This window comes from Catenulispora subtropica, assembly GCF_039531675.1.
GTDB lineage: Bacteria > Actinomycetota > Actinomycetes > Streptomycetales > Catenulisporaceae > Catenulispora > Catenulispora subtropica.
This window is the reverse complement of the sequence record NZ_BAAAQM010000039.1, coordinates 59,360-81,070: the sequence shown is the minus strand read 5'-3', so window position 1 is coordinate 81,070 and position 21,711 is coordinate 59,360. Positions and strand designations below refer to the sequence as shown.

The 21,711-nt window shown below is 71.7% G+C and carries 21 protein-coding genes; 8 read left to right on the top strand and 13 right to left on the bottom strand.

What is annotated here, in order from left to right; genetic code table 11:
- Positions 1–22 precede the first annotated feature (22 nt).
- Positions 23–1,360 (top strand): cryptochrome/photolyase family protein, encoded by a 1,338-nt coding sequence (locus ABD466_RS28950; protein WP_344660358.1) that lies wholly within the window; start codon positions 23–25, stop codon positions 1,358–1,360.
- Positions 1,361–1,377: 17 nt separating this feature from the next.
- Here ABD466_RS28950 and ABD466_RS28945 read toward each other — a convergent pair whose 3' ends face one another.
- The 4 genes from ABD466_RS28945 to ABD466_RS28930 all read right to left on the bottom strand — a co-directional run bounded on the left by ABD466_RS28945 (position 1,378) and on the right by ABD466_RS28930 (position 5,916).
- Positions 1,378–2,577, bottom strand: coding sequence for an ROK family protein (locus ABD466_RS28945; RefSeq protein ID WP_344660357.1), 1,200 nt, complete (start codon positions 2,575–2,577; stop codon positions 1,378–1,380).
- Between the two features lie 51 nt (positions 2,578–2,628).
- Entirely contained in the window at positions 2,629–3,912 is a 1,284-nt protein-coding gene (locus ABD466_RS28940; protein WP_344660356.1) for a sugar ABC transporter permease, read from the bottom strand.
- Positions 3,913–3,914: 2 nt separating this feature from the next.
- Positions 3,915–4,676 (bottom strand): ATP-binding cassette domain-containing protein, encoded by a 762-nt coding sequence (locus tag ABD466_RS28935; RefSeq protein ID WP_344660371.1) that lies wholly within the window; start codon positions 4,674–4,676, stop codon positions 3,915–3,917.
- A gap of 103 nt (positions 4,677–4,779) precedes the next feature.
- Positions 4,780–5,916, bottom strand: a complete 1,137-nt coding sequence (locus ABD466_RS28930; protein WP_344660355.1) for a sugar ABC transporter substrate-binding protein — start codon at positions 5,914–5,916, stop codon at positions 4,780–4,782.
- A gap of 365 nt (positions 5,917–6,281) precedes the next feature.
- Between ABD466_RS28930 and ABD466_RS28925 the strand changes: the two genes are divergently transcribed.
- Complete coding sequence (locus ABD466_RS28925; protein ID WP_344660354.1) at positions 6,282–7,238, top strand: SAM-dependent methyltransferase; 957 nt, start codon at positions 6,282–6,284, stop codon at positions 7,236–7,238.
- Here ABD466_RS28925 and chrA read toward each other — a convergent pair.
- Positions 7,227–8,396, bottom strand: coding sequence for a chromate efflux transporter (gene chrA / locus ABD466_RS28920; RefSeq protein ID WP_344660353.1), 1,170 nt, complete (start codon positions 8,394–8,396; stop codon positions 7,227–7,229). The two genes, ABD466_RS28925 and chrA, sit on opposite strands and share 12 nt — an antisense overlap.
- Before the next feature lie 10 nt (positions 8,397–8,406).
- Positions 8,407–8,832, bottom strand: a complete 426-nt coding sequence (locus ABD466_RS28915) for an SRPBCC family protein (protein WP_344660352.1) — start codon at positions 8,830–8,832, stop codon at positions 8,407–8,409.
- 89 nt (positions 8,833–8,921) lie between these two features.
- Between ABD466_RS28915 and ABD466_RS28910 the strand changes: the two genes are divergently transcribed.
- From ABD466_RS28910 to ABD466_RS28890, 5 genes are read left to right on the top strand one after another with little or no spacing between them, the layout of a single operon-like run.
- Positions 8,922–9,893 carry an aldo/keto reductase gene (locus tag ABD466_RS28910; protein ID WP_344660351.1) on the top strand — a complete coding sequence of 324 codons (972 nt, stop codon included), beginning with the start codon at positions 8,922–8,924 and terminating at the stop codon, positions 9,891–9,893.
- A gap of 51 nt (positions 9,894–9,944) precedes the next feature.
- Positions 9,945–11,495: a dihydrolipoyl dehydrogenase family protein gene (locus ABD466_RS28905; RefSeq protein WP_344660350.1), complete on the top strand. Its 1,551-nt coding sequence runs from the start codon at positions 9,945–9,947 to the stop codon at positions 11,493–11,495.
- A gap of 26 nt (positions 11,496–11,521) precedes the next feature.
- A complete protein-coding gene (locus ABD466_RS28900) occupies positions 11,522–12,121 on the top strand; it encodes a sulfite oxidase-like oxidoreductase (protein ID WP_344660349.1) in 600 nt (199 codons plus the stop codon).
- Positions 12,091–12,846 carry a ferredoxin reductase gene (locus ABD466_RS28895; RefSeq protein ID WP_344660348.1) on the top strand — a complete coding sequence of 252 codons (756 nt, stop codon included), beginning with the start codon at positions 12,091–12,093 and terminating at the stop codon, positions 12,844–12,846. Before ABD466_RS28900 ends, ABD466_RS28895 begins: the two co-directional genes overlap by 31 nt.
- A gap of 2 nt (positions 12,847–12,848) precedes the next feature.
- Positions 12,849–13,154: a DUF6510 family protein gene (locus ABD466_RS28890; RefSeq protein ID WP_344660347.1), complete on the top strand. Its 306-nt coding sequence runs from the start codon at positions 12,849–12,851 to the stop codon at positions 13,152–13,154.
- Position 13,155: 1 nt separating this feature from the next.
- On the opposite strand, the gene ABD466_RS28885 is transcribed toward ABD466_RS28890, so the two are convergent.
- From ABD466_RS28885 to ABD466_RS28865, 5 genes are all read right to left on the bottom strand, one after another.
- On the bottom strand, positions 13,156–13,320 hold the full coding sequence (locus tag ABD466_RS28885) for a hypothetical protein (protein WP_344660346.1): 165 nt from the start codon (positions 13,318–13,320) through the stop codon (positions 13,156–13,158).
- 63 nt (positions 13,321–13,383) lie between these two features.
- Positions 13,384–14,454 (bottom strand): alpha/beta fold hydrolase, encoded by a 1,071-nt coding sequence (locus ABD466_RS28880; protein ID WP_344660345.1) that lies wholly within the window; start codon positions 14,452–14,454, stop codon positions 13,384–13,386.
- A gap of 116 nt (positions 14,455–14,570) precedes the next feature.
- Positions 14,571–15,023: a universal stress protein gene (locus ABD466_RS28875; RefSeq protein ID WP_344660344.1), complete on the bottom strand. Its 453-nt coding sequence runs from the start codon at positions 15,021–15,023 to the stop codon at positions 14,571–14,573.
- Positions 15,024–15,171: 148 nt separating this feature from the next.
- Positions 15,172–15,894, bottom strand: a complete 723-nt coding sequence (locus ABD466_RS28870) for a DUF4352 domain-containing protein (RefSeq protein WP_344660343.1) — start codon at positions 15,892–15,894, stop codon at positions 15,172–15,174.
- A gap of 75 nt (positions 15,895–15,969) precedes the next feature.
- The gene (locus ABD466_RS28865; protein WP_344660342.1) at positions 15,970–16,695 is read right to left on the bottom strand and encodes a GNAT family N-acetyltransferase; all 726 of its coding nucleotides are present in this window, start codon (positions 16,693–16,695) and stop codon (positions 15,970–15,972) included.
- Positions 16,696–16,875: 180 nt separating this feature from the next.
- Between ABD466_RS28865 and ABD466_RS28860 the strand changes: the two genes are divergently transcribed.
- Positions 16,876–18,714: an alkyl/aryl-sulfatase gene (locus tag ABD466_RS28860; protein WP_425558766.1), complete on the top strand. Its 1,839-nt coding sequence runs from the start codon at positions 16,876–16,878 to the stop codon at positions 18,712–18,714.
- A 67-nt stretch (positions 18,715–18,781) separates the two neighbouring features.
- On the opposite strand, the gene ABD466_RS28855 is transcribed toward ABD466_RS28860, so the two are convergent.
- On the bottom strand, positions 18,782–20,797 hold the full coding sequence (locus tag ABD466_RS28855) for an NACHT domain-containing protein (RefSeq protein ID WP_344660340.1): 2,016 nt from the start codon (positions 20,795–20,797) through the stop codon (positions 18,782–18,784).
- Between the two features lie 112 nt (positions 20,798–20,909).
- Positions 20,910–21,656, bottom strand: coding sequence for a FadR/GntR family transcriptional regulator (locus ABD466_RS28850; RefSeq protein ID WP_344660339.1), 747 nt, complete (start codon positions 21,654–21,656; stop codon positions 20,910–20,912).
- Positions 21,657–21,711: the final 55 nt, after the last annotated feature.

Genomic DNA, 21,711 nt, shown 5'->3' with positions numbered 1-21,711 from the left:
CCGGGGCTGGTGTAATGGAGCGGTGACCGCCGTAGCACTGTTCACCCGGGACCTGCGGGTTCATGACAATCCTGTTCTCGCGGCGGCGGCTCAGGACCCTGTGGTGCCCCTGTTCGTCCTGGACGACGCCATCGCCTCGCGGATCCCCGAGACACGGATGAGGTTCTTGAGCCAGGCGCTCGCCGATCTGGACGAGGGACTGCGGCGGAAGGGCGGACGCCTCGTGCTGCGGGCCGGCGACGTGGTCGAGGAAGTCTGTCGCGTCGTCACCGAGACCGAGGCGACGCGGGTGCACGTGGCCGCCGACGTCACGGCCTACGCGCGGGACCGTGAACAGCGTCTCGCCTCAGAGCTCGAAGCGATCGGCGTGGCGCTGCACCGCCACGAGCAGGTTCACACGGTTCAGGTTCCCGGCGAGATCCGCCCGGCTGATCGTGACCACTTCTCGGTGTTCACTCCGTACTGGCGGCGCTGGGCCGAGGCTCCGCTGCGGGCGCCGGCGTCCGTACCGCGGTTGACGGTGCCGGATGTCGGCAGTCTGCCGTTGCCGGAGGCCGGGACCGGTGAGAACAGCCTGCCCGGGGGCGAGACCGCCGGGCGCGAGCGGGCCCGGCGCTGGCTGAGCCGGACGGTCGACGACTACGAGGAGGTCCACGACGACCTCGCCGCCGACGCCACCTCCCGTCTGTCGCCCTACCTCCACTTCGGCTGCCTCTCGGCCACCGAACTCGTCGCCCGGGCGACGCGGGACCACGCGGGGGACGGTGCCCGGGCCTTCATCAGGCAACTGTGCTGGCGCGACTTCCACCACCAGGTCCTGGCCGCCCGTCCGGATGCCGCGCACACGGATCTGCGCCCGCGCGGGGAGTGGATCGACGATCCGGACGCGCTGGCGGCGTGGAGGGAAGGCCGGACCGGCATCCCGATCGTCGACGCCGGCATGCGCCAGCTGGTCGCCGAGGGCTGGATGCACAACCGCGCGCGCCTGATCACCGCCAGCTTCCTGACCAAGTCGATGGGCCTGGACTGGCGGGCCGGTGCGGCGCACTTCGCCCGGCACCTTCTCGACGCGGACGTCGCCAACAACACCCTGAACTGGCAGTGGGTCGCGGGAACCGGCATGGACACCCGCCCCAACCGCGTGCTGAATCCGTTGCGTCAAGCCGCGCGCTACGACCCGGAGGGGGAGTACGTGCGCCGTTACGTGCCCGAACTCGCGGACCTGGCCGACGCGGCCGAGGTGCACCAGCCGTGGCGGCTCGGGGCGGAGGCGTTGACCGAGCGCGGGTATCCCGAGCCCATCGTCTCCGTCGACGGGGGCAAGGTCGCCTCGGTGCGCGGCGCGACCCCGTTGTTCTGAGCAGGGCAGGGCTCTGCTTACCGCCCCGCCTCCAGCGGATCCGCCAGCAGACGCGCGAAGGCCAGTTCCGCCGCCCCGATCAGCGGTGCGTCGTCCTCCAGCACCGGGGTCCGCAGCCGTACCGACTCGCGGTGGGTCGCCAGCGTCGACGTGCGCAGCCGGCCCCGTACGTGCGTCGCCGCGCCCAGATACACGCCGCGGAGCATGCCGCCCATGATGATCATCTGGGGGTTGAAGATGTTCACCAGGTTCGCGACCCCGAACCCGAGCCAGTCGCCGACGCGCAGCAGGGCCTGCTGGGCGTCGGTGTCGCCGAGGCGGGCGGCCAGGACCACGGCCTCCACCGCCTCGCGGCCGACGCCTTCGCGGCCGGCCGCCTTCAGCAGCGCGTACTCGCCGATCTCGGTCTCCCAGCAGCCGCGGGCGCCGCAGCCGCAGAGTTTGCCGCCCTCCAGGCGGACCGCCATGTGGCCGATCTCGCCGGCGAAGCCGTCGGTGCCGGACAGCAGGGTGCCGCCGGCGATGATGCCGGCGCCGATGCCGACGTCGCCGTGCAGGTAGATCACGTCGTCGCAGCCGGTGGCGGCGCCGCGCGCGTGTTCGGCCAGGGCGCCCAGGTCGGCGTCGTTGCCGACGCTGACCGGGCGGTGGCGGCCGTAGACCTCGGCCAGGGAGTCGGCCAGGGCCCGGCCCAGGGGCTCGGCGTCCCAGCCGATGTTCGGGCCGAAGCAGACCTCGCCGTCGTCGCCGCGGACTATGCCGCAGAACGCCACGCCGGTGCCGATGTTCACGGCGTCCGACGGGGCGGCCTGGCGCAGCGACTCCGCGAAGGTCCGCACCGTGCCCACCACCGAGTCCAGGGAGAACTCCTCGCGGGAGGTGCCGGTGTCCCGGCGGTCCAGCACCACGCCGCCCAGGCCCACGCGGGCCGCGGTGATCCGGTCCACGCCGACCGCCACCGCCAGGGCGTGGACCCGGCCCGACTCCGGCCGCACCAGCAGGGACGGCCGGCCGGTGCGGCCCCCGCCGGCCTGGGCCTGTTCGGTCACCAGGCCGGCGTCGGCCAGTTCGGAGGTCAGGGCTCCGATGGTCGACCGGTTCAGTCCCAGGCGGGCGGTCAGGTCGGTGCGGGAGATCGGCCCGGAGAAGTGGACCTGCCGCAGCACCGCCGACAGGTTGGAGCGGCGCAGGTCTTCAGTCGTCTGCGCAGCACGCACCAAGAGCGGACTCCCCTTCCGGACCGTGGGCGGCAGCTGACACCGGCCGGGTCACGATCCGGCCGCGGCCCGTTTGCGCGAGAGTGCGTCCACACCGGCCGCCAGCAGCAGCACGATACCGGTGAAGACCAACTTCGTGCCGGAGGCCCAGCCCAGCGAGCCCATGCCGTTGTCGATCACGGCGATCACGGCGCCGCCCAGGACCGCGTCCAGGGCCCGGCCGCGTCCGCCGAAAAGGCTCGCGCCGCCGATCACCGCCGCGCCGACCGACTTCAGCAGGATGTCGCTGCCGCCGGTGTTGGCGTCCACGGAGTTGGCCCGGGAGGCCAGGATGATGCCGCCGACCGCGGCCATCAGGGAACAGATGACGAACGCGGATATCCGGACCTTGGTGACGTCGATGCCGGCCCGCCTCGCCGCCTCGCGGTTGCCGCCGACGGCGTACAGGTGCCGGCCGTAGGCGGTGCGGTTCAGCACGAACGTCCACAGCAGCAGCAGCGCGCCGATCACCGGCACGATCACCGGGACGCCCTTCAGCGAGCGCGCCGGGTTCAGGCTGCGCTCCATGTTGAGCACGAAGACCAGCACGCCGAGCAGCACGGCCAGCGAGCCGATCCGGATGGCGGTCAGCGTCGGCGGCTCGGAGGCCAGGCCGGAGTGGGCGCGGCGGCGGACCTTCAGGATCCGCACCGCGGCGTAGGCCAGGACCACGAGCACGTACAGGATCCAGCCGACGGCCGGGTCCAGGCTGGTGTTCTCCAGCCGCAGGATGTTCGGGTCGCTGATCCGGACGATGTTGCCCTCGCCGAGCAGCATCAGGATCACGCCCTGGAAGGCCAGGTACGCGGCCAGGGTCACGACGAAGGACGGGACCGCGACCTTGGAGACGATCCAGCCGATCAGCGCCCCGGCCAGCATGCCGGTGACCAGTGCCGCCGGCACGCCGACGTACCAGCTGTTGCCGTGCGGCAGCGGCAGCCCCGGCTCCTTGGTCATCAGCAGCGTCATCACGGTGGCGCACAGTCCGGCGGTGAACCCGGCGGACAGGTCGATCTCGCCGATGATGAGCACGAACACCAGCCCCATGGCGATGATCGTGACGCCGGCGCCCTGGGTGAACAGGTTGGCGATGTTGGCCTTGGTCAGGAACAGCTTGGGCCGCAGGATCTCGAAGACCGTGGACAGCGCCAGCAGTCCGGCCACGGCCGGCAGCGAGCCGATCTCGCCGGAGCGTACGCGCGCCCAGTAGTCGCGCAGGTAGGAGGTCAACGGGGAGGCCGGTGGTCCGGCGGCCGTCCGGTCGTCGGACGCGGAGGCGGTGGTGAGGGTTCCCATCGCTAGGAGTCCTTTCGGCCCAGGCTGTCGCTGCCGCCGGTCGTGATCAGCTCGACCACTTGGGAGTGGGTGACCTCGGAGGTCTTCACCTGGGCGGCCGTGGTGCCGAGGTAGAGGGCTGCGATGCGGTCGGAGACGGCGAAGACGTCGTTCATGTTGTGGGAGATGAGGATGACGGCCAGGCCGGTGTCGGCCAGGCGGCGCACGAGTTCCAGCACCTGGGCGGTCTGGGCCACGCCGAGCGCGGCGGTCGGCTCGTCGAGGATGACGACCTTGCTGTTCCACAGCACGGCCTTGGCGATGGCCACGGTCTGCCGCTGGCCGCCGGACAGGCTGGCCACCGGCTGGCGGACCGAGCGCACGGTGCGCACCGACAGGCTGGTGAGCGTCCGCTGGGCCATCTGCTCCATCTGCTCGTCGTCCAGCACGACGCCGCGCTTGGACTCCCGGCCCAGGAACATGTTGCCGACGATGTCCAGGTTGTCGCACAGCGCCAGGTCCTGGTAGACGATCTCGATGCCGAGCGAGGCGGCCTCGCGCGGGCTGCCGATGGTGACGGACTCGCCGTTGTAGCGGATCTCGCCGCTGTCGACGGGGTGGATGCCGCCGATGCACTTGACCAGCGTGGACTTGCCGGCGCCGTTGTCGCCGACCAGCGCGGTCACCTGGCCGGCGTGCGCCTCGAAGTCGACGTCGCGCAAGACGTGGACGGGGCCGAAGCTCTTGTGGATCCCTTTCAGGGACAGGGTGGGTTCCGATGACACCGCGGACACGGGTGCTGACACTCCTTCTTGAGATGAAGCCTGGTGCTCGCGCGGCCGGGTCCCGCCGCCCGCTGCGGTGGGCGGCGGGACCCGGCCGGCGTGCTCAGCCGATGCCGGCGGCCGAGCAGGCCGAGGCGAACTCGGAGGTGCAGACCTGGGCCTTGTCGGCCCCGCCGGCGGTGAACACGTCGTTGATGTTCGCCTTCGTGATCGCCTCCGGGGTCAGCAGCACCGACTTCACGTCCTTGTTCAGCTGCGGGTCGTGCACGGTGGCCGTGGCGCTGCTGGCCGGGGTGCCGTTGGCCAGGGCGATGGCCAGCTCGGCGGCCGCGGCGGCCTCCTTCTTGGTGTCCTTGAACACCGACATGCACTGGTCGCCGGCCAGGATCGACTGCAGCCCGGCGACGGTGGCGTCCTGGCCGGTGACCGGGACCTTGCCGTTGAGGTGGTTCTTCTTCAGGATCGCGATCACCGACTGGGCCATGCCGTCGTTGGCGACCAGCACGCCGCCGATGTTCGGCGTCGAGGTGAGCATCTGCTCGAAGTCGGTGCCGGCGGTGGGGTTGTCCCAGCCGGTCACGGACTGGTTCGGGCCCTTGGTCAGGGTGCCGTCGGCGTACTTCGGGTCCAGCACGCTGTTGTAGCCCTGCGCGAACAGCGTCGCGTTGTTGTCGGTGGGGGCGCCGTTGAGCTCGGCCACCGTCGGCTTGGTCTGGCCGCTGAGGCACTGCAGGAGGCCCTGCCCCTGCAGCTTGCCGACGGCGACGTTGTCGTAGCTGACGTAGTAGTCGGCGCCGCCGCCGAGGGTCAGGCGGTCGTAGTCGATGGTCGCCACGCCCTGGGCCTTGGCCTTGGCCAGCACGGCCGAGCCGCTGCCGGAGTCCAGGTCGACGATCACCAGCACCGTGACGCCCTCGTTGAGCATCTGGTCGCCGATGGTCTGGAACTGGTTCTTGTCGCCCTGGGCGTTCTGGATGTCGTACTTCAGGCCCTTGGCCTTGAACGCGGCCTCCAGGGAGGGCCGGTCCTGGCTCTCCCAGCGGACCGAGGACTTGCTGTCCGGCAGGATCACGCCGATGAACGGCTTCTTGCCGCTCGCGCCGCCGGAGGAGCTGGCCGCGGAACCGGTGCTCGAGGAGCCGGAAGAGCTGCTGGAGACGGACTTGCCGCTGCTGCACGCGCTGAGCGCGAGTCCGGTGGCCGCGGTCGCGACGAGGACACGCAGCATCTGCTTCTTCATCCGATACCCCTTCTTGGGACGGAGGACTGGTGGGTGGGAGTCCGGGCATTCCGGGTTGGCTTCCGGGGTTCCCGGGGGAGTGGTGCTGGGCAGTGCTGGGCTGTGCTTGACGAACGAGGCCGGCCGGCCGTTTGTTGTTGACGGGAACATATTCGAGCGCGAGCCGGTCCGGAAGGGGGTCCGGGGGGTCGAGTTTGTTGTAGTCGATAACAATCCGGAAACGGCAGGTGGCGGCCGCGCGGCGGGCGTAAGGGGCGCACCGGCCGGGCGCCCGGTGGCGGGGTTACCCCGCACCGGGGTGCGTTCTCGAACGTTGATAAGTCCTCTAGCGTGGAACGGACGGGAAAACCGGCGGAGGGGATTCCATGGGCTACCTGGGCGGGACGACGGTCGACGCGGCGGCGGCGAAGACGCGCGCCCCGTTGCCGGCCGTGCCGCCCGGCGCGGCGGTGAGAGTTCGTGACGTGTTGTTGAACTGCGGGCGGGTGCTCGACCGGGAGGAGGCCGCCACCTTCGGCCTGTACCGCCGGGCGCTGCGGCTGCTGGAGGAGACCGCGTCCCGGTTCCCGCCGCTGGCCGACATCCTGATGATCGCCGCCAGCCAGACCCACGGCGGGACCGACCTGCTCTCCGGACGGCCCTGGCCGGACCCCGAGCACAAGTTCGTGACGATGCTGTTCAAGGGCAAGGTGCTGCGGTGCCAGCGCACCGCGGAGTGCCACCTCGGGACCGGGTGCCCCGCCTGCCCTTTCCCGGCGGCCTCCGGCGTCACGCTGGAGGGGCCGGCGGCGGTCTACGCGGCCGACGCGAGTGCCCGCCGGGTGGACGACGAGGTGGCGGCGGTGCGGCTGGCGGCGACGCTGATGCACGAGTACACGCACGTCGCGCTGCGGCGGATGTACGGCAACGTGAGCCTGCCGTGGTTCGAGCGCGAGGGGGTGCCGGCCGCCGAGGTGGACCCGCGGATCGTGCGGCTGCGGGAGCGGCGCAACGAGCGGGTCAGTGCCCTGATGCAGGCCTTCGACGGCATGAAGCCGGTCCGGATCCCCGACGCCGAGCCGAACGCCGAGGTGCGCGGCTACCTGGTGGACATCGCCACGGACTGGTGCGCGTACGGCGCCGGCACGAAGGTGCGGTACCAGGAGTCGGTGCCGTACATCGTCGAGGCCTACTTCCACGCGTGCCGGCTGGGCCGGCAGGACGCCGTCGCGACCCTGTTCGGGTTGTTCGTGAGCAGCGATCCGTTCCTGTTGTACGTGGTGCCGGAGTTCGCGGACATGGCCGCCGTGGTGCGGGGGACCGGCCTGATCTCAGACCGGTAGGCCGAGCGCGACGCCCGCCGCCCCGCACGCCGCGGCCAGCAGCAGCGCCGACACCACGCCGCGGCGCAGCACGAGGAGCCAGACCGCGGCCGAGGCCAGGAGGACGAACTGCCACGGGTGGTCCAGCGCGGCGGCCAGCGGGATGGCCGAACCGGCGATCGCACCGATGACGGCGGGCCCGGCGCCGGTCAGGAACGCCTGCACCCCCTTGTCGCCGCGCATCCGGTCGAAGTGCGAACCGCCGGCGATCACGAACACGAACGACGGCGCGAACGCCACTCCCGCCGCCAGCAGCGCACCGCCCACCCCCGCGGCCGCGTACCCGACGACGGCGACCGTCTGCACCACCGGCCCCGGCGTGATCTGGCCGAGCGCGACGGCGTCGAGGAACTGGCTGGAGGACATCCAGTGGTGGGTGCGCACCGCGTCGTGCTGCATCAGCGGGATGATGACGAAGCCGCCGCCGTAGGAGAGCGCGCCGACTTTGAAGGCGGTGAAGGCCAGCGCCAGCAGGCCCCCGGTGGCGCTCGTCGCCGGAGCCAGAAACGGGAGGAGGGCGCGGACGCCGGCCGCGGGGCGGAGCCGTACCGCCACTTCGATCAGGCCGCAGGCCAGCAGGACCAGCACCAGCCAGGGGCCGATGAGCGCGGCCGACAGCGCGCCGAGGGTGGCGTAGGTCAGCCAGCGTGTCTTCGCCGGGGTGTTCGCGACGTCCGCGCCGGCCCGCTGAATGCGCTTCCAGCTGGCCGGGGCCAGCCCCCACGCCGCGTGCAGCGCGACCGCCGCCACCGCCGACCCGGCCCCGGCGGACGCGCCCAGCACGACCTTCGGCGGATGCGCCGCCAGGAACACCGCGGCCAGGCCGATGATGAGCACCAGCCCGGGCACGATGAAGCAGAAACCCGCCAGCAACGCGCCGGCCGTGCGGCGCAGCCGCCAGCCGCACCAGATCGCCAGCTGCGTGGACGCCGGTCCCGGCAGCAGGTTCACCGCCGCGATGGCGTCCTCGAACTCGGGCTCCTCGATCCAGTGCCGGTCGGTCACGCACAGCCGGCGCAGCAGGACGATGTGCGTGGGCGGCCCGCCGAAGCCGGTGACGCCGATCCGCAGCCACTCGCGGGCGATGGTGGGCAGGGAGACGCTGGGGGCTTCGGGCACGGGGCCGACTCTAGAGGGTGGAGGTTGCCGCCAGGTCGAGCAGCCTGGCCACGACGTCGGGGAAGTCGCCGCAGATCTCGGGGCCGATCCGCGGGCCGAGCTCGTCGGCGGCGTCACCGGTGATCTCGGTGCGGTAGGTGACCTTCGTGCGGCCGGCGCCGAGGTCCTCGATCAGGTGATAGGTGGTGACGGTGATGCCCGGTCCCTCGGCGACGTCGACGAACGCCCGGTCCTCGGTCACCTCGGTGATGGTCAGCTGGATCCGGTCCTGACCGGGCGGAGTCATCGTGAAGGTGGTGCCGACGGCGAACGGCCCGTTCAGCACGACCTCGCCCACCCCGTCGTTCCACGTGTGCCAGCCCAGCGGGTCGGCCCACAGCTTCCACACGGCGTGCGGCGCGACCTCGGCCTCGGCGGTGAACTCGTACTCCCACATGATGTGCCCTCCCTCGAATTTACTATGCGCACATAGTATCTCGGACGGCGATCATGGCGCAAGCCGGCGTGCGTCTGGCAGAAGTCGCCGTGACCACAGCACAGAACTCTGCATCCGTTCCTTCCGACGCTCCGACGGCCGCCGCCGTCACCGCACCCGCACCCGGCCCCCGCGCCGTCTCGGCTTCCGCCTCCGGCACCTGGAAGCTCGGCGGGCGCACCGTCCACCGCCTCGGCTTCGGCGCCATGCGCCTCACCGGCACCGCCGCGTTCCACGGCGGCACGCCCCGCGACCGCGCCGCCTCCGTCGCCGTCGTCCGCCGCGCCGTCGACCTCGGCGTGGACCACATCGACACCGCAGCCTTCTACTTCTCAGCGCTCCGCTCCGCCAACGAGATCGTCGGCGCGGCGCTGGCGCCGTACGGCGACCAGGTCCTCGTCGCCACCAAGGTCGGCCCCCGCCGCGACCGCTCCGGCGCCTGGGAGGCCGCCGCCCGGCCGGACCAGCTCCGCGGCGACGTCGAGGAGAACCTCCGCCAGCTGGGCCGCGACCACCTCGACCTCGTCTACCTCCGCACCATGGGGCAGGCGTCCATCGCCGAGCACTTCGGTGCGCTGGCCGACCTGCGCGCCGAGGGCCTGATCCGCGACCTCGGCGTGTCCGAAGTCAGCGTCGCGCAGCTCGACGAGGCGCGCGCCATCGCCCCCGTGGTCGCCGTGCAGAACCGCTTCGGACTCGGCGACCCGGCCTCCGCCGGCCTGCTGCGGGCCTGCGGCGACCTGGGCATCGCCTTCGTCCCCTTCTTCGCCATCGCCGGCGCCCGCGCGTCGGGCTCCGCGCCCGACCCGGCGACCGCTCCGGAGGACCCGGGTGTCCTCGCCGTCGCCCGCGCCCACGGCGCGTCCCCGCAGCAGATCCGCCTCGCCTGGTCCCTGGCCCAGGGTCCGCACGTCCTGGCGATCCCCGGCACCGGCGACCTCGCGCACCTGGAGGCGAACGTCGCCGCCGGCGCGCTCCGCCTCAGCGTCGCGCAGCTCGACCTCCTCGCTTCAACCGCCTGATACCGGGTAAGTCCGCCGCTCGGCATGCGCAGACGGCGAATGGAGGAGAACATGGAGCCCGTGAGTGAGGTCGACGTACGCCGAGCCGAGAAGATGGTGTCCGAAGGGGCACCCGTCTTCCGTGAAGGCGTGGCGCCTTCGACAGGCGACGACGGACTGCCGGACGGGGGCTTCGCCGACCACGACGTCTACGACGTCATCGTCCTCGGTGCGGGACCGACCGGGGAGAACCTCGCCGAGCGCGTCCACGCCGGCGGGCTCAGGGTCGCCGTCGTCGAGCACGAACTCGTCGGCGGGGAGTGCTCCTACTGGGCCTGCATGCCGAGCAAGGCGTTGCTGCGGCCGGTCGCCGCCCTGAACGACGTCCGCCACGTCGGCGGCGCCAAACAGGCGGTGACCGGCGTCCCGGACACCGCCGCCGTCCTGGCCCGCCGCGACTCCTTCGTCTCCGGCTGGAAGGACGACGGCCAGGTCGCCTGGCTGGAGAACGCCGGCCTGGACCTGGTCCGCGGCCACGGCCGCCTCGACGGCCCGCGCCGCGTCGTGGTCCGGACCCCCGACGGCGGCGAGCGCGTCCTGCACGCCCGCCACGCCGTCGCCGTCTGCACCGGCTCCCAGGCCGCGCTCCCGGACCTGCCCGGCCTGGCCGGCGCCCGGGTCTGGACCAGCCGTGAGGCCACCGGAGCCAAGAGCGTGCCCGGCCACCTGGCCGTGGTCGGCGGCGGCGTCGTCGCGGTCGAGATGGCCACGGCCTGGCGCGGGCTCGGCAGCGCGGTCACGATGCTGGTCCGGGACCGGGGCGTCCTGGCGAACATGGAGCCCTTCGCCGGGGAACTCGTCGCCGAGAGCCTCGCCGCCACCGGCGTCGACCTGCGCTTCGGCGAGTCCGTGACCGAGGTCCGCCGCGACGCGGACGACCGCGTCGTCCTCACCCTCGCCTCCGGCGGCACCCTGGCCGCCGACGAGGTCCTGTTCGCCACCGGGCGCCGCCCCGCCACCGCCGACCTCGGACTGGAGACCGTGGGCCTCAAGCCCGGCGACTGGCTCGCCGTCGACGACACCGGCCTGGTCACCGCTGTCGACGGCGGCTGGCTCTACGCCGCCGGCGACGTCAACCACCGGGCCCTGCTCACCCATCAGGGCAAGTACCAGGGCCGGGTCTTCGGCGGCGTGATCGCCGACCGCGTCCACGGCCGCCCGCTGGACCTGCGGCCCTGGGGCCGCAGCGTCGCCACCGCCGACCTGGCCGCCGTGCCCCAGGTGGTGTTCACCGACCCGGAGGTCGCCGCCGTCGGCCTCACCCTGGACGAGGCCGGCCGCCGGGGGCTGCGCGTCCGGGCCGTCGACTACGACCTCGGCGACGTCAGCGGCGCGGCGCTGTACGCCGACGGCTACCGCGGCCGCGCCCGCGCGGTCGTCGACGAGGACCGCGGGGTGCTGGCCGGCGTGACGTTCGTCGGGCCCGGCGTCGCCGAGCTCGTGCACTCCGCGGCCGTCGCGGTGGCCGCCGAGGTCCCGCTGAGCCGGCTGTGGCACGCGGTCCCGGCCTACCCGACCATCGGCGAGGTGTGGCTGCGACTGCTGGAGACCTACCGCGGCTGAGGCCGGGGACGAAAGGGCGGAATGGGATGGCGATCGTCTCGCGCGGCTTCCACGGCCGGCGGCAGTCCTCGGAACACCGGCTGCCGCCGGGCCAGTACGAGGTCACGGACTTCCCGGTGCTGTCGGCGGGCCCCACGCCGCGGGTCAGCCGCGACGTCTGGGAGTTCACCGTGGTCACCGAGACCGGCGACCGGCACAGCTGGAACTGGCGGCAGCTCCTGGCGCTGCCGTCCGAGCGTCCGGTGGTGGACCTGCACTGCGTGACCAAGTGGTCGAAGTTCGACACGACCTGGCAGGGCGTGTCGATGGACACGCTCCTCGGCGACGTCGAGACCGCGGCCGAATACGCGCTCGTGCACTCCTACGGCGGCTACACCACCAACCTGCCGCTGGCGGACCTGCTCGACGGCAAGGCCTGGATCGCCTACGGCTACGGCGGCGCCGACCTGCCGCCCGAGCACGGCGGCCCGGCCCGGCTGCTGGTCCCGCACCTCTACCTGTGGAAGTCCGCGAAGTGGGTGCGCGGCATCCAGCTGCTGATGCAGGACGAGCCCGGCTTCTGGGAGAGCGCCGGCTATCACGACTACGGAGACCCATGGCGCGAGCAGCGATACCAGGGCGACTAGGCGAACGGCTGCGGTGGCGGGTCGCCACCCTGGTCGGGCAGCGTGCGGAGACCCCGGCGGCCCGCACGCTGGTGTTCGACGTGCCCGGCTGGCCGGGGCACCTGGCCGGTCAGCACGTCGACGTCCGCCTGACCGCCGAGGACGGCTACAGCACCCAGCGCAGCTACTCCATCGCCTCGGCCCCCGACGGCGACCGCGTCGAGCTCACCGTGCAGGAGGTCGAGGACGGCGAGGTCTCCTCCTACCTGACCAACGGCGTCCTGGACGGCGACCGCCTCGAACTGCGCGGCCCGGTCGGCGGTTGGTTCGTGTGGGAGCCCGCGCAGCCCGAACCGGTGCTGCTGGTCGCCGGCGGCTCCGGCATCGTGCCGCTCATGGCGATGATCCGCTCGCGGCGGCAGACCGGGGCTGAGGCGCCCTTCCGGCTGCTGTACTCCGTGCGGACCCCGCAGGACCGGATGTACCTCGAAGAGTTGCGGACTCCCGACCCGGGCCTGGACGTCACGTTCCTCTACACCCGTGAGGCGCCCGAAGGCTGGGCCCGCCGGCCCGGCCGCCTCACCGGCCCCGACCTGGCCGCGGTCGCCTGGCCGGCCGCCGCGGGCCCCACCACCTACGTCTGCGGCCCGACCGGCTTCGTCGAGCACACCGCGGACCTGCTGGTCGCCCTCGGCCAGGACCCCGACCGGATCCGCACCGAACGCTTCGGCCCGACAGGAGGCTGACGATGACCGAACCGTTCGGCGACGAGCCCGGGATCACCTACGACGACGGCGAGTACGAGGACGGCAACGCCCTCGCCGGGCCGCTGTCCGACCTGTTCACCGTGGACGTCACTACGGCCGAGGGCCGCTGCACCGGCTGCGGCGCCGTCGGCCCGATCGCGCGGCTGCGCGTCTACGGACCGGCCCCCGGCCTGGTGGCCCGGTGCCCGGACTGCGGCCAGGTCGTGCTGCGCCTGGTGCGCAGCACCGACGAGGCGTGGCTCGACCTGCGGGGGACGGTCAGCCTGCGGATCCGGCTCGGCGAGTGAATCAGCCCAGGTTCTCGCGGTAGAACCGGGTCAGGCGCGCCACCGCGTCGCTGACGTGCTCGTCCACCTCGTACGAGTCGACGTGCGTCGCACCCTCGACCTGGTACACCTCCTTCGGGCCCGTCGCCCGCTGGATGGCGTCGATGCTGACCCAGTGCGTGGGCACCCCACCCCGACCAGCTGCTCGTCGCCTACACCGCGGCGCCGGACACGCCGTCGGCCGAGGGGCTCAGGTTCCTGCTGAACTGGTCCGCCGTGCCGGTGCGGTGAAGGCGCCGTCGCCGGCCAGGAGGTCGGCGCAGAAGCTCCGCACCGCGCCGACGACCACCTTCGGCTTCTCCCAGCCCAGGAAGTGGCCCGCGCCCCGGATCCAGAACGGGCCGACGAGCCGCGGATAGGCGACCTCACACCGGGCTTCGGCCGTGCGGGGATCGCCGAGGGTCGCCGCGTCGGCGCCGATCAGCACCATCACCTGCTGGTCGAGGCCGCGGTCCTCGATCGTCGGCAGGGATGTCCGGCGGCGCCCCATGACGATCTCGTAGTCGCGGAAGGCGACGCGGAGCCGGTCGTGGTCGGCGTAGGCGGCGGTCAGCACCTCCCGGTCGGCGTCGCTGAAGGCGTCCGACGGGGACCACAGGCGATGGCCGAAGAACTCGCCGACGTAGCGACGGCGCCGCTCGGGGGTGTTCAGCATGTCGAGCAGCTCGTCGGCGTGCAGGCCCTGATTGGCCTGGTAGTCGAACAGGATCCGGCGGTCCGGGCCGGACGCCGTGATCCCGGCGGCCGCGTACGCCTCGGACAGGTCGGGCGCCGTGGCGTCCAGGAGCACGACGCGTTCCACCCGCTCCGGGAAGCGGTTGGCGAAGTCGAGGGTGGTGGAGGCACCGAGGTCATGGGCCACGACGACCGCCCGTTCCCAGCCCAGGACGTCGAGCAGCGCGGCCAGGTCGATGCTGAAGACGGCCAGGTCGTAGACGTCGTCGGCGACGAGGTCGGAGTCGCCGTAGCCGCGCAGGTCCGGTGCGGCGACGTCGAAGCCCGCGTCGGCGAGCGGCCCGATGACGCGCGACCAGATCAGGCTGGTGCAGGGGAAGCCGTGGACGAGGAGGAGGGGCACGCCGCCGTGGCCGGCGCGGCGGACGGCGAGGCGGTGGCCCGCGGGCAGGGCGATGAGCTCGGGGGCCGCGGTGCCGTCGGCGCTGGTCGCGGCTTGTGCGGTGCGGGGGCTGGTGCTGGGATCGGCGCTGAGATTGGTGCTGAGAGGGGTGCTGGTTTCGGTGCTGTCGCTGGTTCCGGCCATGTGATCACCCTGGCAGAGCCGACCGACATCGGCGCCCGCATCGGGGCCGCGCCGCCTGGGGCGTTACTGCTATGGCACCACTGCCTACGGCATCACCGCCTACACGACACCACCGCTTACGGCACCACTGTCACCGGCCACTTCCCCGCCTTGACCAGCCGTACCGCGACCGAGCCGACGATCCGGTGTCCGGCCTGCTGCGAGGCGCCGATCACGACCGCGTCCGCCTTGAGGCGGGTGGCGAAGTCGACCAGGCCGCGGTAGGGATCGCCCTCGCCGACGTGGAAGTCCCAGTCGGCGAAGGTGCCCTGGGGGAGGTTGCGGACGTACTCCTCGATCTGCTTGCGCAGGTCATCGGCGATCTCGTCGCGGACGGTGGCCATCTCCGCCGCGGCGGCGGGGGAGAGCGAGGAGGCCAGCGGCCGGATGTAGACCAGCGCCAGCTTTGAGTGCTGGCGGCGGGCCAGGCCCGCCGCGTAGGCGGCGGCGCGGATCGAGGACTCGGAGCCGTCGATGCCCGCCAGGATCACCTTCGGACCGTCGGTACCCAGTTCGAAGCTGTGCGACATCGGCGACCTCGATTCCGTGCTGGACGACACAGTGCGTCGCTGACTACTCCACCATACGGGCGGTCGCCGTCATCCTCGTCCTGGGCATCGTCCGCCAGCTCGGGGAAACCGGCGCCTACGGCACGCGCGGCGGCGGCCGCCGGTGCCCCTAACGCCCCATCGGAAGCACCGGCTTAGGCCCGCTCTGATGGAACATGTTCCCGTTCACCTGGAGAAGCAGGCCCTTGGCGTCCTTCGGGACCAGGAACATGATCTCGCCGGACATCGTCTGCCCGGGCTTGAAGTCGTCCTCCGGGAAGCGCTTGTCCTTCGGCAGCGCCTCCCAGCCGACGATCGAGGCCTGGTAGTGGTTCTTCTCGCTGTCGAAGACGTCGAACGCGCCGATCGTGGAGAACGGCAGCTCGCCGTCGGTGACGTTGGTGGCTTCGAAGTCCATCATCATCCACTGCAACGGGTCCATCGACGGGAAGGACGTCCCCGCGGGCGGGGCGTAGGGCAGGGAGACGGAGTGGATCTTGAAGCGGAAGCCGCCCTGGGTGACCGTGTCCGTGAGCTTGTTGGTGGCGGCCAGCGCCCCGCCGGTGGAGTCGCCGTCCGCGGGTGAAGCGGGCGCCGAGGACGAGGACGAGGCCGCGCCGGTGTCCGCCGACGAAGAGCTCTGCGAAGCCTCGGCGGTGGTGCTCGACGACGGGGCCGAGCCCGACGCCGATCCGCTCACCGTGGTGGTGGTGCCCGCGGCGCCGCTCGTCGTCGCGGTTCCCCCGGCTGCCGACGAACCCTGCGACGCACACGCCGCCGCCGACAACGCGAGTATCCCGGCGAGGAACATCGCCCGCCCGGTCGCCCTGGAACGCTGTGCGCTTCTCGACATCGTCCACCCCCATGAAATCAATCCCCGTGGATACCGCTCCTCGTGTGGGAGCGATGCAAGGTTAGCGGGACTTCTTCAACGTTGCTCGGGGTGGTCCGTCAGGCGGAGCCACCACGTGATGCCTTCCCCGATCTGCCGGAATCCGCAGGACTCGTAGAGCAGCTTGCCCTCCGGCGTCGCGTTCAGGACCGCGTGCTGTGCTCCCGCCTTCGCCGCCGCCGCGACCACCGCGCGCAGCAGCCCGCTTCCGAGGCCCCGCCGACGAAACGGCGTCCAGACCTCCATGTCGAAGACGCCTGCCGTTTCGCCTGTCAGATGCGACCAGGCCCGGCCCGCGAAGCCACCGCCGCGGTCGTCGTAGGCGGCGGCGTACCAAGAGTGCTGCGGTCGCTCGCGGGTCAGTGCGAGGGAGGCACGGTAGCCGGCGTACTCGCCGTGGTAGTCGGACGTGTCCTCCTGGAGCTCGATACGGGGATCGCCCGCGGCCCCGACGTCGCCCACCGGGGCCGTCATCCACCACGGCGCCCACCCGCGCTCGAACCCGGCCGCCATCAGCGCCGAGGCGTCGGTCTCCAACCCCAGCCACGCGCCGACCGACCGCACGCCCGAGTCCCGCGCCCGCTCCAGCCCGCGTCGCAGCGCGTCGGGTGGGATCCGGGTGGGGAACATCAGGTGCAGATGATCGTCCTCACGCATCCAGGCCAACGGCCCGTCGCCCCACTCTTCTCCGAGCAGTGCGGCGCGGCACCGATACCAGCACGTCTGAGCGGCTTCGCAGTCCGCGACGGAGACCGGATCCATACGACCAAGCTAGCGTGAGGTCCATGGACCACGTGCTCGCCACCCCCCGCCTCACCCTCGTTCCGCTCGCCGCCGGCGACTCCTCGTCCACGTCGTAGCTGACCTGGGCGCACCGGCTGAGCGGTACCGAACGGCGCTCCCCGGTGGCGGGGTTCCGCGGCCGCTCCCAGCATGGCGGAGATGAATGTCCGCCCAGCGCAGGGAGCAGCCGTGACCGCATCGGGGAGCGCCGACTTCGGCGACCGCACCGACTTCGCCGACGCCGACAGGGGGTTCCTGGCCGGACCGGAGCAGCAGCAGATCCGGACCGCCGACGGCAAGGTGGCCTGGGACTTCGAAGCGACCGCTTTTCTGCAGGGCGACTGCCCGGACACGGTCAACCCCAGTCTGTGGCGGCAGTCGCAGCTCACCGCCCGCGCCGGTCTTTACGAGGTCACCGAGGGCATCCACCAGATCCGCGGCTTCGACCTGTCGAACATGACGCTGATCGAGGGCGACCGGGGCGTGATCGTGGTCGACCCGCTGGTCTCGGCCGAGACGGCGGCGGCCGGGCTGGCGCTGTACCGGAAGGTGCGAGGCGACCGTCCGGTGACCGGCGTGATCTACACCCACTCGCACGTCGACCACTTCGGCGGGGTCGAGGGCGTCGTGGAGCCCGGCTCCTCAGTGCCGATCCTGGCGCCGGAGGGCTTCATGACCGAGGCGGTGGCCGAGAACGTCTACGTCGGCACCGCGATGCTGCGGCGCGGCATGTACTACTCGGGCTCGTCCGTGGAGGCCGGGCCCCGCGGCAAGGTCGGCATGGGGCTCGGCTTCGCCGCGTCCGTCGGCACCGTGGGCCTGCTGCCGCCCACGAAGTCGATCACCGCGACCGGCCAGGAGGAGACGGTCGACGGAGTCCGGTTCGTCTTCCAGTCGACGCCGGGCACCGAGGCGCCGTCGGAGATGAACTTCCTGCTGCCGGACCGCCGGGCGCTGTGCATGGCCGAGAACGCCACCCACAACCTGCACAACATCCTGACGCTGCGCGGAGCCCTGGTGCGCGACGCCCGCATCTGGTCGCACTACCTCGGCGAGGCCATCGACCTGTTCGCCGACCGGGCCGACGTGGTGTTCGCCTCGCACCACTGGCCGACGTGGGGCACGGCGGAGATACGCGACTTCCTGGAGACGCAGCGGGACCTGTACGGCTACCTGCACGACCAGACACTGCGCCTGTTGAACCAGGGCTATGTGGGTTCTGAGATCGCGGAACTGATCGAGATGCCGCCGGCCTTGCAGGAGGCATGGCACACCCACGACTACTACGGCTCGGTGAGCCACAACGTGAAGGCGATCTACCAGCGCTACCTCGGCTGGTACTCCGGGCACCCGTCGGACCTGTGGGAGCAGCCACCGGTGGAGACGGCCAAGCGGTACGCCGACTGCTTCGGCGGCGTGCCGAACCTGGTCGCCAAGGCCCGCGAATACGCCGACTCCGGGGACCCGCGGTTCGCCGCACAACTGCTGAAGCACGCGGTGTTCGCCGACCCGGAGAACCAGGAAGCGAAGAACCTGCTGGCGGATGTCTTCGAGCGCCTGGCGCTGGGCGCGGAGTGCGCGACGTGGCGCAACTGCTACCTCATGGGCGCCGGCGAACTGCGCGGGGGCGTGGCGCAGACGACGTCCGGCACGAGCGGCATGGCGACGGCGCTGAGCGTGCCACAACTGTTCGACACGATGGCGATCCGGGTGAACGGGCCGAAGGCGTGGGACCTGAAGGCGGTGTCGGACTGGCACTTCACCGACCTCGACGAGCATTACCGGCTCACCCTGAAGAACGGGGTGCTGACGTACAGCCCGGCCTCCGGCTCCGCTGCCGCGGACGCCTCCTTCACCCTGACCAAGCCGCAGTTCCTCGCGCTGCTCGCCGGCAAGGGTCTGGAAGGCGTCAAGATCTCCGGCGACGTCTCGGTGCTCCAGCGGATCGTCGGCGTGCTGGACGAAACCGATCCGAACTTCGCGATCGTCACCCCGTGAAAACCCACTGCTCGCTCGCCGGCTGCACGTGGAGGGGTGGGATGCTGGGCGGTCGACGGCACTGAGGTCAGCGCGCGAGGTAGTCCTGGAGCTCCTTGTGGCGGAACTGGTATGAGGTGCCCGCTGTGCGAAGCAAGCCGGCTTCGGAGCTCCAGGACAGGAAGCGGTTGAGGCGCCACGGAAGCGGGTGCTTGGTCCATCGGCGACTGCACAGCAGCATCGCCACGTAGAGCACAGCTTGCGGCGCCAAGAGCACGGCGAAGGTCGTGGTGAAGATGGTTGCGAAGAGAACAGCCGTGACAACGCTCATCTCGGCGAGCACGAGATGAGACACCGAGGAGTGGTTGACGCTGTGGCTCAGCCATAGCCCGAGGACGACGAGCACCATGAGGAAGGCCGCGGCGACAATCCACAGCGTCACCGCGAATTGGACGCGGTCGACGGGGCGCGCTGGGATCGTGCCGGAGTCGGACAGGCGGACGACGCTGACCGATCCGATCAGCAGGAGCGGCAAGGCGACTCCAGTCGCCGCCGCGGCGCCCCGATAGGTGAAGTCTGCGCTGTCCACGATGGGGAGGATGACCGCAGCGATCACTCCTGCTGTCAGCAAGATCACCAGATCCGCGGGAGATCGCAGTGCCCGCATCGGTTTCGCCAGGCGTCCGATGTCGAGCCGAACCGGCTGGGGCCACCATTTGCCGTTGCTGATCCACCAGATCAACACGGCGCCGGCCGGCACGATCGCCAGGCCGGTCACCAGGAACCGGCCCTCCGCGCTTCCCAGGAGCGCGAACAGCAACAGGGCCGGGATCACCGCGAGAAGGCGGGGGAGGCGGCGGCCGGCGAGCGGCCACAACTCGTCCAGCATCATGTCCGTGGAACCGGTGGCGTCGAGGTGCCGGGCCAGCGTGGTGAGCCAGCGCCGGGTCCGCCGTTCGTCGTAGCGGGACGCCCGTCCACCGTGCTGGGCGACCGCCGCCGCGATGTACGTGTCCAGCAGGTGGTTGCGGATGGCCTCTTCGCTGCCCAGCGCCGGATCGACCAGCTCGGCGGGCTCCCTTTTATAGCGGCCGGTTTCGGAATCGCGCTGTTCGTACACGGTCGTCGCCAAGGCCAGGCGCCATGGCGTGGACAGCGCGGTGGCGAGGGCTTTGTTGCCGTTGCGCCGGAGGTCGGCCAGAACCGGTTCCCAGCGGGTGTCGTCGTGGACGCGGCCGTTGATGTACTTCTTGGCAGCGATCAGGCCGACCGCTTTCAGTTCCACGTGGGCGGCCTCGGCGAGCCGTTCTCCGGCGTCGACGAGGGAGGTGTACTGGTCGTTGCGGCAGGTGATGACGAGCGCTCCCCGGTCGGTGCCGTCCAGATAAGTGTTGCAGGCTCGCAGGACTTCGGCGGCTGGAGACGCGTAGCCGGGCTGTGAGTCCGCGGTCGTCTCGTCCAGGCCGTCGATGATCGGCAGGACCATGCGGGCCCGGACCAGGGCCCGCGCGCCGGACTTCGAGAGGCGGTACTGCTCACGCAGGTGGGAGATGAGCCAGTCGGTGACGGAACCGTCGGCGTCCAGCGACGCCGCCGACATCCGCACGGGGACCGGAGCGCCCGGCGCGTCATCGGCGAGCAGGCCCAGGATCAGCTCGATGACGGCCACTGTCTTCCCCGAACCCGGGTTGCCGGTGACGATCAGGCGAGGCGGATCCAGGTCGCGGAAGTAGCCGGTCACGTCCGCCAGTGAGCCTTTGCGCGCGGCGCCGGACGCGTCGTTGCGGGCCGGGCGAAGGACGAATTCCACGTCGATCTTCCGCGTGCCGCCGAGCAACTGTGCGCGGGCCGCGCTCTCGGCCTCCCGGACCTCCAGCGCCAGGCGCTTCGCCCCGGCCGCCGGGTCCGGCTCGCCCCGGGCCGTCCGCAGCGTGGCGACCAGCCCGACCAGGCTGACCACGAGGCTGGCGCCGCTGATCGTGGCACTGACCGGATCGACCTGGCCGAGCGAGCTGCGTGAGAGAGCACTCTGCCACAGCCACGCGAACGCGCCGACGACGCCCAGGACGCAGACCCCTGATATCCAAACCCCCTTGTACCGCATGCCGCCCACGATAGGGACGCGGCTCGTCATGCGGCAGGCGTCGGCGGCATCCAGAATCGATACGTGTCCCTCTGCCGGGGGCGCCGCTCAGGTCAGGATCAAACCACTCATGTCAAAGTTCGATTTCGCGTGCGTCCAACCGCATGTGGATGTCCGCCAGCGACTCCGCCACCACCGCCCGCATCGCCGCTTCGGCGCCCTGCGCGTCGCCGGCCGCCACGGCCACGGCCACGGCGTCGTGCCGGTTCGCGTCGGCCGGATCCGGTGCGCTGGGCAGCAGCTTCAGTTCGGCGCGTCCCCGCAACAACTCCTCGGTCACCGGTGCCAGTTGCGCGAACAGGGGGTTGCCGCACATTCTCAGCACCTGCCGGTGGAAGTCGACGTCGGCTTCCAGGAACGCCTTCCGGTCCTTCGCGGCCGCGGCCGCCCGCATCCGGGCCGAGCACTCCAGCAACTTCGTGCGCTGTTCCCGGTCGCCGCGCCGGGCCGCGGCCGCCGCCGCCGTCGGTTCCACGGCGCCGCGCAGTTCCGTCAGCTCGTCCAGCAGCGCGGTCCGGGCGGGGCCGGCCAGGCGCCAGCGGATCACGTCCGGGTCGTACAGGTGCCACTCCGCCATGGGGCGCACGGTCAGGCCGACGCGCGGGCTGCTGCGCAGCAGCCGCTTCGCCTGCAGTGCCTGCACCGCTTCGCGGACCACGGTGCGGCTCACCGTGAACCGCTCCTCCAGGTCCTCGGTGCGCAGGACGGTGCCGGGGGCGTGGTCGCCCGCGGCGATGGCGCGGCCGAGGGCGTCGGCGACGCGGCCGGCCAGGCCTCTGCCCCATTCCAGCGCTTCCGGTGACCGGGGCGACTCCGGCATGTGTTCCTCCCGTGGCTCGGTGTGCCGGTCCATCATCCCGCGTCCGCTCCGTATT

Bases quoted from the DNA above. Each gene is read 5' to 3' on its own strand.
- ABD466_RS28880 (WP_344660345.1), bottom strand. From the start codon at position 14,454: ATGGCCGGAACCAGCGACAGCACCGAAACCAGCACCCCTCTCAGCACC.
- ABD466_RS28890 (WP_344660347.1), top strand. From the start codon at position 12,849: ATGACCGAACCGTTCGGCGACGAGCCCGGGATCACCTACGACGACGGC.
- ABD466_RS28915 (WP_344660352.1), bottom strand. From the start codon at position 8,832: ATGTGGGAGTACGAGTTCACCGCCGAGGCCGAGGTCGCGCCGCACGCC.
- ABD466_RS28905 (WP_344660350.1), top strand. From the start codon at position 9,945: ATGGAGCCCGTGAGTGAGGTCGACGTACGCCGAGCCGAGAAGATGGTG.
- ABD466_RS28875 (WP_344660344.1), bottom strand. From the start codon at position 15,023: ATGTCGCACAGCTTCGAACTGGGTACCGACGGTCCGAAGGTGATCCTG.
- ABD466_RS28870 (WP_344660343.1), bottom strand. From the start codon at position 15,894: ATGTCGAGAAGCGCACAGCGTTCCAGGGCGACCGGGCGGGCGATGTTC.
- ABD466_RS28895 (WP_344660348.1), top strand. From the start codon at position 12,091: ATGGCGCGAGCAGCGATACCAGGGCGACTAGGCGAACGGCTGCGGTGG.
- ABD466_RS28900 (WP_344660349.1), top strand. From the start codon at position 11,522: ATGGCGATCGTCTCGCGCGGCTTCCACGGCCGGCGGCAGTCCTCGGAA.
- ABD466_RS28855 (WP_344660340.1), bottom strand. From the start codon at position 20,797: ATGCGGTACAAGGGGGTTTGGATATCAGGGGTCTGCGTCCTGGGCGTC.
- ABD466_RS28865 (WP_344660342.1), bottom strand. From the start codon at position 16,695: ATGGATCCGGTCTCCGTCGCGGACTGCGAAGCCGCTCAGACGTGCTGG.
- ABD466_RS28860 (WP_425558766.1), top strand. From the start codon at position 16,876: ATGAATGTCCGCCCAGCGCAGGGAGCAGCCGTGACCGCATCGGGGAGC.
- ABD466_RS28850 (WP_344660339.1), bottom strand. From the start codon at position 21,656: ATGCCGGAGTCGCCCCGGTCACCGGAAGCGCTGGAATGGGGCAGAGGC.
- ABD466_RS28930 (WP_344660355.1), bottom strand. From the start codon at position 5,916: ATGAAGAAGCAGATGCTGCGTGTCCTCGTCGCGACCGCGGCCACCGGA.
- ABD466_RS28925 (WP_344660354.1), top strand. From the start codon at position 6,282: ATGGGCTACCTGGGCGGGACGACGGTCGACGCGGCGGCGGCGAAGACG.
- ABD466_RS28940 (WP_344660356.1), bottom strand. From the start codon at position 3,912: ATGGGAACCCTCACCACCGCCTCCGCGTCCGACGACCGGACGGCCGCC.